Genomic DNA, 12,970 nt, shown 5'->3' on the forward strand with positions numbered 1-12,970 from the left:
GAGTCGATCATGACTGAGCTGGCCCGCCTGAAGTTTTACGCCACTCAACCGCACCCTTGCAGCTATCTGCCCGACGAGCAGGCCACCACCCTGTTCCTCGACCCCAGCCAGCCCATGGATGCGGATGTTTATGCTGAGCTTTCGGAAATGGGCTTTCGCCGCAGCGGCGACCACCTCTACCGCCCGCATTGCCAGCGCTGCACCGCTTGCGTACCGGCGCGCATTCCAGCTGCGCAGTTCAGCCCGAATCGTCAGCAACGGCGCATCTTCAAGCGTAATCAGGACATCCAGGTGCGCCTGGTACGTCCTGCATTTACCGAAGAATATTACGCACTGTACGTGCGCTACATTGAGCAGCGCCATGCCGATGGCGATATGTACCCACCCAACCGCGAACAATTTTCGACCTTTCTGGTGCGCGATCTGGCTTTTTCGCGCTTCTATGAATTCCGCCAGGGCAGTCGCCTGCTGGCAATTGCCGTAACCGACGTACTGCCTAACGGGCTGTCCGCGGTATACACCTTTTATGAGCCAAGCGAGGAACGGCGCAGCCTCGGGCGCTTTGCCATCCTCTGGCAAATTGCCGAAGCGGCGCGTCTCGGGCTGTATGCGGTCTATCTGGGCTACTGGATCAAGAACTGCCGCAAGATGAATTACAAGACCCAGTACCGGCCAATAGAGCTGTTCGTCAACCAACGCTGGGTCAGTCTTAACTGAAGCCCTTGGCGCAAACCCCAAATTTCGGGCACAATGCACGCCGCTTTTGCCTGGCGCCAGTTGCACCGGGCCATTCATTGGATACCGAGGGCTTTACTGCATGTCGAAAGAAGACAGCTTCGAAATGGAAGGCACTGTCGTCGACACCCTGCCCAACACCATGTTCCGTGTGGAGTTGGAAAATGGGCACGTCGTTACTGCGCACATCTCCGGAAAGATGCGCAAAAATTACATCCGCATTCTGACTGGCGACAAAGTTCGCGTTGAACTTACGCCTTATGACTTGAGCAAAGGTCGCATTACTTACCGCGCCCGTTAACAGGCCAGCGAAAACTCAGTTTTCCGGCATCTGTTACACCAAGCTCAAGTAAAAACGCCCGGCAATGCCGGGCGTTTTTGTGCGCGCAAGAAAACTACGCCTAGGCCATTTCTGCCGTGGTTTCGAAATCGAAGGTCAACTCACCGCCTTCGATATCGATATGCACCACGCCACCATGCTCAGCCAGCTCGCCAAACAGGATCTCTTCGGCCAGTGGACGCTTGATCTTGTCCTGGATCAGGCGCGCCATCGGCCGAGCCCCCATCTGCACGTCGTAACCGCTCTCGGCCAACCAGCTTCGCGCCGCATCACTGACCTCCAGCGTGACACGCTTATCCTCAAGCTGCGCCTGCAACTCAGTGAGGAACTTATCGACAATGCTTTTGATCACTTCGTGGCTCAGACGGCCGAACTGGATAATGGTATCCAGGCGGTTGCGGAACTCCGGCGTGAAGCTCTTCTTGATCACTTCCATAGCATCAGACGAGTGGTCCTGATGGGTAAAGCCAATGGATGCCCGCGCCGCGGTTTCAGCACCGGCGTTGGTGGTCATGATCACGATCACATTGCGGAAGTCTGCTTTGCGGCCGTTGTTATCGGTCAGAGTGCCGTGATCCATGACTTGCAGAAGCAAGTTAAAGACTTCCGGGTGAGCCTTTTCGATCTCATCGAGCAGCAGTACGCAGTGCGGCGTTTTGGTGATCGCCTCTGTCAGCAGGCCGCCTTGATCAAAGCCGACATAGCCAGGCGGTGCGCCAATCAGGCGCGACACGGTATGGCGCTCCATGTACTCGGACATGTCGAAGCGAATTAGCTCAACACCCAAGGCCTTGGCCAACTGACGAGCGGCTTCGGTCTTGCCCACACCAGTAGGGCCGGCAAACAGGAAGGAGCCGACCGGTTTATCCGGCGCTTTGAGCCCGGCGCGCGACAGCTTGATTGCGGTCGACAGCGAGTCAATCGCAGCGTCCTGACCAAATACAGTGAGCTTCAGGTCGCGTTCCAGATTACGCAGCAACTCCTTGTCAGAACTGCTGACATGCTTCGGCGGAATACGGGCAATTTTCGCCACGATGTCCTCGACCTGCGCCACATCGATACGGGTCAGGCGTTTTTCCAAAGGCTGCAAGCGCTGATAGGCACCTGCTTCATCGATTACATCAATGGCCTTGTCCGGCATATGACGGTCATTGATATAGCGCGAAGCCAGCTCGGCCGCTGCACGCAGGGCCTCATCGCTGTATTCGATGCTGTGATGCTGCTCGAAGCGGCCTTTCAGTCCACGCAGAATGCCAATGGTGTCTTCCACCGAGGGCTCGACCACGTCGACTTTCTGGAAGCGCCGCGCTAGGGCGCGGTCTTTCTCGAATATGCCGCGAAACTCTTGAAAGGTCGTCGAGCCTATGCAGCGGATCTCGCCAGAGGACAACATAGGCTTAAGCAGGTTGGACGCATCCATTACCCCGCCAGAAGCGGCACCAGCACCAATGATGGTGTGGATTTCATCAATAAACAGAATGGCGTGCGGGCGCTTACGCAGCTCATTAAGCAGAGCTTTAAGACGCTTCTCAAAGTCGCCGCGGTATTTGGTGCCAGCCAGCAGCGCACCGAGGTCCAGCGAGTAGACCACGCTATCCGCCAGCAAATCAGGCACTTGATTATCGACAATGCGCTTGGCCAGTCCTTCGGCGATAGCGGTTTTACCTACACCTGCTTCACCTACCAATAGCGGATTGTTCTTACGCCGACGCGCCAGAATCTGCGCCACACGTTCGACTTCCGATTCGCGACCGACAAGCGGATCAATGCGACCCTGGCGCGCCAGCTCATTCAGATTGCTGGCATAAGCGTCCAGAGGATTGCTCGAACTGGAGGACTCGCCGCCCTCGTCGTCCTGCATTTCCTGTTCGGTTTCCGAATGGCCGCCATGCCCCGGTACCTTGGAGATGCCGTGGGCAATAAAATTTACTACATCGATACGCGCAACGCTCTGCTGCTTGAGCAGAAATACTGCCTGACTTTCCTGCTCGCTGAAGATTGCCACCAGTACGTTGGCACCGGTCACTTCACGCTTGCCGGAGCTCTGTACGTGGAACACCGCGCGCTGCAGAACACGCTGGAACCCCAGTGTTGGCTGCGTCTCGCGCTCTTCATCGTGCTGAGGGATCAGTGGCGTGGTGGAGTCGATAAACTCCTGCAGATCATGCCGCAGCTTGTCCAGATTGGCACCACAAGCGCGCAGTACGCTTGCAGCGGCCTCGTTATCCAGGAGGGCCAGCAACAAGTGCTCAACCGTCATAAATTCATGACGCTTGGTACGAGCCTCCTTGAAAGCCAGATTGAGGGTGACTTCGAGCTCTCGATTTAACATAGCTTCACCTCATGCCCAAGTGGCCGGCGTTAACCGTCCTTCTCTATTTCACAGAGTAGCGGATGCTGGCTCTCTCTCGCATATTGATTCACCTGTGTTGCTTTGGTTTCAGCAATATCGCGGGTAAACACTCCACACACTGCCCGCCCCTCTGTATGGACGGTCAGCATGACTTTGGTCGCCATTTCTCGATTCAGGTTGAAAAACACCTCGAGAATTTCGACCACGAAATCCATGGGCGTGTAGTCGTCATTAAACAAAATCACTTTATACATAGGAGGCGCCTGCAGAGCGGGCTTGGATTCCTGAACGGCTAAGCCGAAGGAATCGTCCTCATGCTCTTCGGGGCGATCCTGATTGAATGTTAGTCGAATCTGGCTACGTGCATGCATGCGGAATAGCTTCGTTGATGGGCGAATAGTCTGTGCTAGACAGAGTTTGAACGGCTTCTCAGCCAGTTACAGCATTGCCTTGACTATCGGCAAAACGGTGTTACAAACAATGAATACCCAGTGTGGGTATTAAGGGGTTTCACAGCTTTGCTTGCTCACGTCAAGCAAAGCGTGGAATTGAAGTGGATGATACTCCAGTGATGGAGTCCTTTGCAGAGGGATATCAGCATGGTTAGCGGTAAGGTCAAGTGGTTCAACAACGCCAAAGGCTATGGGTTCATCCTGGCCGATGGTCGAGATGAGGACCTGTTCGCCCACTACTCGGCTATCCAGATGGACGGCTATAAAACGCTGAAGGCTGGCCAGCCGGTAAGCTTCGATATTATTCAAGGTCCAAAAGGACTCCACGCCGTAAACATCAGTGCGGCTACTGCCGCCAGTGAAGCGCCCGCCGCAGTCAAGCAACACCAGGGCTCAACGGTTGAAGTCTGATTAGAGTCACCTGGGCAGTTAATCGCCCACAAAAAAGGCCGGTCATATGACCGGCCTTTCTTTAAGTAACTGATTTGCTTACATGTGCGAAATCAGTGCATCGCCGAATGCCGAGCAGGACAGCAGCTTGGCACCGTCCATCAGGCGCTCGAAGTCATAGGTCACTGTTTTGGCACCGATGGCGCCATTTGTACCCTTGATGATCAGATCAGCCGCTTCGGTCCAGCCCATGTGGCGCAGCATCATTTCGGCGGAGAGGATCAGCGAACCGGGGTTCACCTGATCCTTGCCAGCGTACTTCGGTGCAGTGCCGTGGGTGGCTTCGAACATGGCCACGGTATCAGACAGGTTGGCACCTGGGGCGATACCGATACCGCCGACTTCTGCCGCCAGGGCGTCGGACAGGTAGTCACCGTTGAGGTTGAGGGTGGCGATTACATCGTACTCGGCCGGACGCAGTAGGATCTGCTGCAGCATGGCATCGGCGATGGCGTCTTTAACAATGACGTTTTTGCCGGTTTTCGGGTTCTTGAACTGCATCCAAGGACCGCCATCGAGCAAGGTTGCGCCGAACTCTTCAGCGGCAATTTCGTAGGCCCACTCTTTGAAGGCACCTTCGGTGAACTTCATGATGTTGCCTTTATGCACGATGGTTAGCGAGTCGCGGTCGTTATCGACGACGTACTGCAACGCTTTACGCGCTAGGCGCTTGGTGCCCTCTTTGGAAACCGGCTTGACGCCGATACCGCAGTCCTGGTCGAAGCGAATCTTGGTGACACCCATTTCCTCCTTAAGGAACTTGATGACCTTGGTCGCTTCCGGCGAGCCAGCCTTCCACTCGATACCCGCGTAGATGTCTTCCGAGTTCTCGCGAAAGATGGTCATGTCGACGTCGCCTGGCTTCTTCACCGGGCTTGGTACGCCTTCAAACCAACGCACTGGGCGCAGGCAGACGTACAGGTCGAGCTGCTGACGCAGGGCAACGTTCAGGGAGCGGATGCCGCCACCGACTGGAGTGGTCAGCGGGCCCTTGATTGAAACGACGTAATCTTTGACCGCATCGAGAGTTTCCTGAGGCAGCCAGGTATCCTGATCGTAAACCTGAGTGGCTTTCTCGCCTGCGTAAACTTCCATCCAGGAGATCTTGCGTTCGCCGCCGTAGGCTTTCTGTACGGCCGCATCAACGACTTTGATCATCACCGGGCTGATATCGACACCGATACCATCACCTTCGATAAAAGGGATGATTGGATTGTTCGGTACGTTCAGGGATGTATCGGCATTGACGGTGATTTTGTCACCGGTGGCAGGCACCTGGATCTTTTGGTATCCCATGCTGGACTCCGTCTTGTGGTTAAACAGTCAGATCGCCCCAGAGTAACCCACTTGAATCGGGCGAAACCATATGTTCATTGGTCTTATGCGCCAAGGCATTCTGCGACGCGCTAGCGCAGTGGTATACTTCACGAATGACTAACAGGTCATAAGGCGCGGATCGTTCAAACACGTTGTCCGCCTCTTGAAACCGTCGAACTGCTACAGCGGTTCAACGGCTCGAAACGCTCAACACTCTACTGGTGCATCCAACATCACCGCGGCAAGACCTCGACTTCTGGCTCGTTCGTATGAGCCTCAGCGCTTACCTGTGCATGTCGAGTGCCTGTGCACGCTCAGCAAAGAAGAGAGTTAACTCAGAATGTCCACCCCCTCGAAGATCATCTACACCTTCACCGACGAAGCCCCAGCCCTTGCGACCTATTCGCTTCTGCCTATTGTAGAAGCCTTCGCAGCCTCTGCTGAGATTGCCGTCGAAACACGCGACATCTCTCTTGCAGGGCGCATCCTTGCAAGCTTTGCCGACCAGTTGGATGCTGACAAGCAAATCGCCGACGACCTCGCCAAGCTGGCCGTACTGGCCACTTCGCCAGACGCCAACATCATCAAGCTGCCAAACATCAGTGCCTCGGTGCCGCAGCTCAAAGGCGCAATCGCCGAGCTGCAAGCTCAGGGCTTTAACATCCCGAATTTCCCGGAAGACCCGCAAACTGACGCCGAGAAAGACGCCAGTACCCGCTATAGCAAAGTGCTGGGCAGCGCAGTCAACCCAGTATTGCGTGAGGGCAACTCCGACCGCCGTGCGCCAGCCGCGGTCAAAGCCTTCGTGCGTAAGCATCCGCACTCCATGGGCAAGTGGAGCATGACCTCGCAGTCCCACGCCGATTACATGCGTGGCGGCGATTTCTTCTCCAGCGAACAGTCGATCACCATGGCCAAGGCCGGCGACGTGCGCATCGAGTTCGTCGGCAAGGACGGCAAGGTCGAAGTCAAGAAGCAGCTCACGCTGCAAGAAGGCGAAGTCTTCGACAGCATGTTTATGAGCTGCCGCAAGCTGCGCGATTTCTTCGAGCGCACCCTGCAGGACTGCAAGGAAAACGGTGTGATGTGGTCCCTGCACGTCAAGGCGACCATGATGAAGGTCTCCCACCCGATCGTTTTCGGCCACGCTGTCAGCGTGTACTACAAAGACGTGTTCGACAAATACGGCAAGCTGTTTGAAGAACTGGGCGTCAACCCGAACAACGGCATCAGCAGCGTCTACGACAAGATCAAGTCCCTGCCCGCGTCGCAGCAAGAAGAAATCCTCGATGACATCCATGCCTGCTACAGCCACCGCCCGGAAATGGCCATGGTTGACTCGGTCAAGGGCATTACCAACCTGCATATCCCCAGCGACGTGATCGTCGACGCCTCGATGCCTGCGATGATTCGCAGTTCCGGGCAAATGTGGGGCAAGGACGGCAAGCTCAAGGACACCAAAGCGGTGATGCCGGAAAGCACCTACGCACGCATCTATCAGGAAATGATCAATTTCTGCAAAACCAACGGCGCCTTTAACCCAACCACCATGGGTAGCGTGCCGAACGTTGGCCTGATGGCGCAGAAAGCCGAAGAGTACGGTTCCCACGACAAAACCTTCGAAATGAGCGCCGATGGCAGCATGCGCGTGGTACTGGCCGACGGCACGGTACTAATGCAGCACGAAGTCGAGGCCGGTGACATCTGGCGCGCCTGCCAGACCAAAGATGCGCCGATCCGTGACTGGGTCAAACTGGCTGTAACCCGTGCTCGCCAGTCCAATACCCCGGCAATTTTCTGGCTGGACCCAGAGCGTGCTCATGATCGTGAACTGCAGAAGAAAGTCGAAGCCTACCTGCAGGAACACGATCTGACCGGTCTGGACATCCGTGTAATGGACTACAACCAGGCCATTCGCGTGAGCATGGAGCGTTTGATTCGTGGTCAGGACACCATTTCGGTGACCGGCAACGTACTGCGCGACTACCTGACCGACCTGTTCCCGATCATGGAGCTGGGCACCTCGGCCAAGATGCTCTCCATCGTGCCGTTGATGGCCGGCGGTGGCATGTATGAAACCGGCGCTGGCGGCTCGGCACCCAAGCATGTGCAGCAACTGATCGAAGAAAACCACTTGCGCTGGGACTCGCTCGGCGAATTCCTGGCCCTGGCGGTTTCCCTGGAAGAAACCGGGATCAAGACCAACAACCCTAAAGCCAAACTGCTGGGCAAGACCCTCGATGCGGCTACCGGTAAGTTGCTGGACAATAACAAGTCGCCATCGCGCAAGACCGGCGAGCTGGACAACCGTGGCAGCCATTTCTACCTGGCGCTGTACTGGGCTCAGGAACTGGCCGCACAAAACGATGATGCCGAATTGAAAGCGCAGTTCGCGCCACTGGCAAAAACCCTTAGCGAGAACGAAGCAACCATCGTTGCCGAGCTCAGCGCCGTGCAGGGCAAGCCCGTGGACATCGGTGGCTACTACCGCTCCAACCCGCAACTGACCAGCCAGGTCATGCGCCCGAGTGCGACCTTCAACGCCGCGCTCGCCGCTCTGAACTAAGGCGTAACGCCAGCGTCCACAGCGCTGCAACACCGCAAACCCCGGCCCAGTGCCGGGGTTTGTGCATTCAGGGCCGAGAGAATCAGGATAAGATCGCCTTTTCTCATAACAGGTAGCACGTTCATGCAGTGGCAGCCGCACATCACCGTGGCCACGGTCATCGAAGACCAGGGCCGTTTTCTGCTGGTCGAAGAAATGGCCGAAGGCCGCGCCGTGTTCAACCAGCCCGCCGGCCATCTGGAAGCCAACGAAAGCCTGTTGCAGGCCGCACTGCGCGAAACCCTCGAGGAAACCGGCTGGGATGTCGAGCTGACCGGCGTCACCGGCATTTATCTCTACACCGCACCGAGCAACGGCATCACCTACCAGCGCGTGTGCTTTGCCGCCAAACCACTGCAGCAGCGGCCCAATCACCCTTTGGATGATGGCATTATCGGCCCGCGCTGGCTGAGCCGTGACGAGCTGGCAGCGCAACCCGAGCGCTGGCGCAGCGAATTGGTATTGCGCTGCATTGATGACTACCTGAACGGCCAGTGTTTTCCCCTGAGCCTGATCCGCGATTAACGGCCACACCTCTGCGCCTGCTAGAATCGCCCTCTTTTTAAGCCCGTGCCCAGTATCCCCATGTCAGATCCAACTACTCAGCGCGTAATCGTCGGCATGTCCGGCGGCGTCGACTCCTCCGTTTCCGCCCTGCTCCTGCTTGAGCAGGGGTATCAGGTCGAAGGCCTGTTTATGAAGAACTGGGACGAGGACGACGGCACCGAATATTGCACCGCCATGGATGACCTGGCCGACGCTCAGGCCGTGTGCGACAAAATCGGCATCAAACTGCACACCGCCAACTTCGCCGCCGAGTACTGGGACAACGTGTTCGAGCACTTCCTTGCCGAATACAAGGCCGGACGCACGCCGAATCCGGACATCCTGTGCAACCGCGAGATCAAGTTCAAAGCCTTTCTTGATTACGCCCTGATGCTCGGTGCCGATCTGATTGCAACCGGCCACTACGTGCGCCGCCGCGATATCGACGGGCGTACCGAATTGCTCAAGGGTCTCGATCCGAACAAGGATCAGAGCTACTTCCTGCATGCAGTGGGCGGCGAACAGATTGCCAAAACCCTGTTCCCGGTCGGCGAGCTGGAAAAGCCGGCAGTGCGCGCCATCGCCGAAAAATACGCGCTGGCCACAGCAAAGAAGAAAGACTCTACCGGGATCTGTTTTATCGGCGAACGTCGCTTCAGCGACTTCCTCAAGCAGTACCTGCCGGCCCAGCCGGGCAATATCGAAACCACCGAAGGCGAAGTCATTGGTCGTCACCACGGCCTGATGTACCACACCATTGGCCAACGCCAGGGCCTGGGCATCGGTGGATTGAAAGATGCCAGCGACGAGCCTTGGTACGTCCTGCATAAGGACCTGCCCCGCAATGTATTGATTGTTGGCCAAGGTAATGAGCATCCCTGGCTGTTCAGCCGCGCCCTGCTCGCCTCCGAGATTTACTGGGTCAACCCGGTCGATCTGAGCACGCCGCGTGAGCTGACGGCCAAGGTGCGTTATCGCCAGAGCGATCAGACCTGCACGCTGGAGAAGACTGCCAGTGGCTACCGCGCCGTATTCAATGAACCGCAGCGCGCCGTGACCCCAGGGCAATCGGTGGTGTTCTACGACGGTGAAATCTGCCTCGGTGGCGGTGTGATTGAAATTGCCGAGCCTTGGACTGCGCGGGAGCTACAGGCGTGAATCCAATCCGCGAGCAACTGATCGCCCTCGGTGCGGTATTTGAATCAGCAGTGTTGGTCGACAAGCTGGCGCGCACCGGCCAGATCGGCGAGCCCGCCGTAGCCTGCATGATCAACAGCTTATTGGTACGCGACCCGAGAGACACGCTGGACGTTTATGGCGGCGATGACCTCAACCTGCGTGATGGTTACCGCGCCCTGGTCAGCGCCCTGGAGCGCGACCCGGCCAGCCTGCAACGTGATCCACTGCGTTATGCCTTGGCGCTGCTGGCCCTGGAGCGTCAGCTGGATAAGCGCGGCGATATGCTGCAAATCATGGGCAGCCGCCTTGATCAAGTACAGCAGCAGGTTGAGCACTTCGGCCCGACCCATGAAAACGTGATATCCAACTGCGCCAGCCTGTATCAAGACACCATCAGCACCTTCCGCCAGCGCATCCAAGTGCAGGGTGATATGCGCCACCTGCAACAGACCAACAATGCCGCGAAGATCCGTGCGCTACTGCTTGCAGGCATTCGCTCGGCGCGTCTGTGGCGCCAACTGGGCGGGCATCGCTGGCAGATGGTTTTCAGCCGCAGCAAGTTGCTCAAGGAACTCTACCCGCTGCTGCGTACGTGAACATGGGCACCCGTTCGGTTAAACCCGTTCAGGGTGCCGCACTGCTTGCGCTGTCGGCCTTACTGTTTTCACTGATGGGCGTTGGTATTCGTGAGGTCTCGGTCAGTGTCAACAACGAGTCCGTGGTGTTCTTGCGCAACCTGGTCGGCGTACTGTTCTTTTTGCCGCTGATTCTGTTCAAAGGCCTGCGCCCGCTCAAAACCACACGCCTGAAATCTCACCTGTGGCGCACTACATACGGCTTGGCGGCGATGTACTGCTTCTTCTACGCCATTGCCCACCTGCCACTGGCCGACGCCATGCTGTTTACCTACTCCGCGCCGCTTTTTACCCCGCTGATTGCCTGGTGGTGGCTCAAGGAGCCCCTGAGCAAGCGCATGCTGCTGACCGCCGTGGTTGGACTGATCGGTGTATTGCTGGTGGCAAAACCGTCTGCGGCGCTGCTCGATAGTCATGCACTGATCGGCCTGTCCGCCAGCGTGATGGCTGCGTTTGCCTTTGTATCGATTCGTGAGATGAGCGATACGGAGCCGGCGTATCGCATCGTGTTCTATTTTTCCCTGTTCAGTGCCCTGCTATCGGCCATCCCGCTGACCTGGGCCTGGCAGCCGATAAGTGAGCAGGACCTCTGGCTGCTGCTGGTGATCGGTCTGCTGGCCACCTCCAGCCAGATCATCATGTCCAAGGCATACAGCCTGGCATCGCCGGGCCTGATTGGTCCCTTTGCCTACCTGGCGATTGTATTTGCCGGGCTGATCGCCTGGCTGCGCTGGGGCGAAACCCCGGACGTGACCTCGTTAATCGGAGCCGCGCTAATTTTCAGCGCCAGCCTGCTGTCGATTGCGAGAGGTAAAGGCGGCTGAACGGTCGCAGCCAATCGCGATTCAGCTGCCGATTTCATGTATGATATGCGCCCTTTTCAATGCCCGATTGTCCGAGAACGCCTCCCATGCAGCTTTCCTCGCTCACCGCGGTTTCCCCCGTTGATGGCCGCTATGCCGGCAAAACCAGCGCCCTGCGCCCGATTTTCAGCGAATACGGTCTGATCCGTTTCCGCGTACTGGTTGAGGTCCGCTGGTTGCAGCGCCTGGCTGCCCACGAAGGGGTTGCTGAAGTCGCGCCCTTCTCCGCCGAAGCTAACGCTGTGCTCAATGAGCTGGCTGACAACTTCGCCGTCGAGCACGCCGAGCGCGTCAAAGAGATCGAGCGCACCACCAACCACGACGTAAAAGCCGTGGAGTACCTGCTCAAGGAACAGGCCGCTAAGCTGCCTGAGCTGGACAAGGTCAGCGAATTTATTCACTTCGCCTGCACTAGCGAAGACATCAACAACCTGTCCCACGCCCTGATGCTGCGCGCCGGCCGTGACGACGTGCTGCTGCCGCTGATGCGCCAGACTGCCGAAGCTATTCGCGAGCTGGCGATCAAATTCGCCGACGTGCCGATGCTTTCACGCACCCACGGTCAGCCAGCGTCGCCAACCACCCTGGGCAAGGAACTGGCCAACGTGGTCTACCGCCTGGAGCGCCAGATCGCTCAGGTAGCAGCCGTACCGCTGCTGGGTAAGATCAATGGCGCCGTAGGCAACTACAACGCCCACCTTTCGGCCTACCCGCAGATCGACTGGGAAGCCAACGCGCGCCAGTTCATCGAAGGTGACCTTGGCCTGCAGTTCAACCCCTACACCACGCAGATCGAGCCACACGACTACATCGCCGAGCTGTTCGATGCGATCGCCCGCTTCAACACCATCCTGATCGACTTCGATCGTGATATCTGGGGATATATCTCCCTGGGCTATTTCAAGCAGCGCACCATCGCAGGCGAAATCGGCTCCTCGACCATGCCGCACAAGGTCAACCCGATCGACTTCGAGAACTCCGAAGGCAACCTGGGTATCGCCAACGCGCTGTTTCAGCACCTGGCCAGCAAGCTGCCGATCTCCCGCTGGCAGCGCGACCTGACTGACTCCACCGTGCTGCGCAACCTCGGCGTCGGCTTCGCCCATAGCGTTATCGCTTATGAAGCCAGCCTCAAGGGCATTAGCAAGCTGGAGCTGAACGAAGCGCGTATCGCTGCCGACCTGGACGCCTGCTGGGAAGTCCTCGCCGAACCGATCCAGACCGTTATGCGTCGTTACGCCATCGAGAACCCATACGAGAAGCTCAAGGAACTGACTCGCGGCAAGGGCATCAGCCCCGAAGCGCTGCAGACCTTTATCGACGGCCTGGACATGCCAGCAGAGGCGAAAGCCGAGCTCAAGCTCCTGACCCCTGCCAGCTACATCGGCAACGCGGTCGCCCAGGCCAAGCGCATCTAAACGGCAACAGCCTCCCAGACGCCCGGCTGCGCCGGGCGTTTTTATTTATGGGTATTTACTTACATCAAGGGCTTAGC

At 57.5% G+C, this 12,970-nt stretch carries 12 protein-coding genes; 9 read left to right on the forward strand and 3 right to left on the reverse strand.

Annotated features, from left to right (window positions below; all coding sequences use genetic code 11):
- The first annotated feature begins 9 nt into the window (after positions 1-9).
- Entirely contained in the window at positions 10-717 is a 708-nt protein-coding gene (locus ACIGEK_RS10985) for an arginyltransferase (protein WP_397493364.1), read from the forward strand.
- A gap of 100 nt (positions 718-817) precedes the next feature.
- Positions 818-1,036, forward strand: a complete 219-nt coding sequence (gene infA, locus ACIGEK_RS10990; RefSeq protein ID WP_002553999.1) for a translation initiation factor IF-1 — start codon at positions 818-820, stop codon at positions 1,034-1,036.
- A 100-nt stretch (positions 1,037-1,136) separates the two neighbouring features.
- Here the strand turns inward: infA and clpA are convergent, their stop codons facing one another.
- Complete coding sequence (clpA, locus tag ACIGEK_RS10995; protein WP_160014300.1) at positions 1,137-3,407, reverse strand: ATP-dependent Clp protease ATP-binding subunit ClpA; 2,271 nt, start codon at positions 3,405-3,407, stop codon at positions 1,137-1,139.
- 29 nt (positions 3,408-3,436) lie between these two features.
- On the reverse strand, positions 3,437-3,799 hold the full coding sequence (gene clpS, locus ACIGEK_RS11000) for an ATP-dependent Clp protease adapter ClpS (RefSeq protein ID WP_397493365.1): 363 nt from the start codon (positions 3,797-3,799) through the stop codon (positions 3,437-3,439).
- A gap of 228 nt (positions 3,800-4,027) precedes the next feature.
- Between clpS and cspD the strand changes: the two genes are divergently transcribed.
- Positions 4,028-4,291 carry a cold shock domain-containing protein CspD gene (gene cspD, locus ACIGEK_RS11005; protein WP_090386463.1) on the forward strand — a complete coding sequence of 88 codons (264 nt, stop codon included), beginning with the start codon at positions 4,028-4,030 and terminating at the stop codon, positions 4,289-4,291.
- Positions 4,292-4,369: 78 nt separating this feature from the next.
- Here the strand turns inward: cspD and icd are convergent, their stop codons facing one another.
- On the reverse strand, positions 4,370-5,626 hold the full coding sequence (icd, locus tag ACIGEK_RS11010; RefSeq protein ID WP_090253672.1) for an NADP-dependent isocitrate dehydrogenase: 1,257 nt from the start codon (positions 5,624-5,626) through the stop codon (positions 4,370-4,372).
- Between the two features lie 361 nt (positions 5,627-5,987).
- Between icd and ACIGEK_RS11015 the strand changes: the two genes are divergently transcribed.
- The 6 genes from ACIGEK_RS11015 (at position 5,988) to purB (ending at position 12,893) form a co-directional block, all read left to right on the forward strand.
- Positions 5,988-8,213, forward strand: coding sequence for an NADP-dependent isocitrate dehydrogenase (locus tag ACIGEK_RS11015; protein ID WP_397493366.1), 2,226 nt, complete (start codon positions 5,988-5,990; stop codon positions 8,211-8,213).
- A 123-nt stretch (positions 8,214-8,336) separates the two neighbouring features.
- Complete coding sequence (locus tag ACIGEK_RS11020) at positions 8,337-8,777, forward strand: NUDIX hydrolase (RefSeq protein ID WP_304866807.1); 441 nt, start codon at positions 8,337-8,339, stop codon at positions 8,775-8,777.
- 60 nt (positions 8,778-8,837) lie between these two features.
- Positions 8,838-9,956, forward strand: coding sequence for a tRNA 2-thiouridine(34) synthase MnmA (mnmA, locus tag ACIGEK_RS11025; RefSeq protein WP_397493367.1), 1,119 nt, complete (start codon positions 8,838-8,840; stop codon positions 9,954-9,956).
- Complete coding sequence (gene hflD, locus ACIGEK_RS11030; RefSeq protein WP_397493368.1) at positions 9,953-10,573, forward strand: high frequency lysogenization protein HflD; 621 nt, start codon at positions 9,953-9,955, stop codon at positions 10,571-10,573. Before mnmA ends, hflD begins: the two co-directional genes overlap by 4 nt.
- A 2-nt stretch (positions 10,574-10,575) precedes the next feature.
- Entirely contained in the window at positions 10,576-11,436 is an 861-nt protein-coding gene (locus ACIGEK_RS11035; RefSeq protein WP_397493369.1) for a DMT family transporter, read from the forward strand.
- Between the two features lie 86 nt (positions 11,437-11,522).
- Positions 11,523-12,893, forward strand: a complete 1,371-nt coding sequence (gene purB, locus ACIGEK_RS11040) for an adenylosuccinate lyase (RefSeq protein WP_397493370.1) — start codon at positions 11,523-11,525, stop codon at positions 12,891-12,893.
- The last annotated feature ends 77 nt before the right edge of the window (positions 12,894-12,970 follow it).

This window comes from Pseudomonas sp. NPDC079086, from assembly GCF_044542155.1.
Lineage (GTDB): Bacteria > Pseudomonadota > Gammaproteobacteria > Pseudomonadales > Pseudomonadaceae > Aquipseudomonas.